Source organism: Oleiphilus sp. HI0123, assembly GCF_001635315.1.
The window spans coordinates 1-457 of the sequence record NZ_LWGE01000027.1 but is presented as its reverse complement, the minus strand read 5'-3'; the positions used below and the strand labels follow the sequence as shown (position 1 = coordinate 457).

Annotated in this window: 4 tRNA genes; all 4 read left to right on the top strand. The window is 49.2% G+C overall.

The features are described from left to right. The first annotated feature begins 52 nt into the window (after window positions 1-52). A tRNA-Thr gene (locus A3761_RS00395) sits at window positions 53-128 on the top strand. A gap of 39 nt (window positions 129-167) precedes the next feature. Continuing rightward, window positions 168-251 (top strand) — tRNA-Tyr (locus A3761_RS00390). A gap of 10 nt (window positions 252-261) precedes the next feature. Then, window positions 262-336, top strand: a tRNA-Gly gene (locus A3761_RS00385). Window positions 337-351: 15 nt separating this feature from the next. Next, window positions 352-427, top strand: a tRNA-Thr gene (locus tag A3761_RS00380). The last annotated feature ends 30 nt before the right edge of the window (window positions 428-457 follow it).

Sequence of the window (457 nt, the reverse complement as noted above, 5' to 3'; positions counted from 1 at the left end):
ATCTGAAAAATAGTTCACTTAGTATAGCGGCCTCTCGAAATGAGGGTGTGCAGCTGGTGTAGCTCAGTCGGTAGAGCAACGCACTTGTAATGCGTAGGTCGGGGGTTCGATTCCGTCCACCAGCTCCATTTTGTTTTGAGTTCTTTAGAGTCTTTACGATTCTAGCTGGAGGGGTTCCCGAGTGGCCAAAGGGATCAGACTGTAAATCTGACGCGTAAGCTTCGGTGGTTCGAATCCACCCCCCTCCACCAGTTTTATGTGGCGGGCATCGTATAATGGCTATTACCTCAGCCTTCCAAGCTGATGATGCGGGTTCGATTCCCGCTGCCCGCTCCAAGTAATAAATTCGTTGCTCATATAGCTCAGTCGGTAGAGCGCCACCTTGGTAAGGTGGAGGTCACCGGTTCAATTCCGGTTATGAGCTCCATGAGTGTTATTGCTTGGTTTTATTGAATTT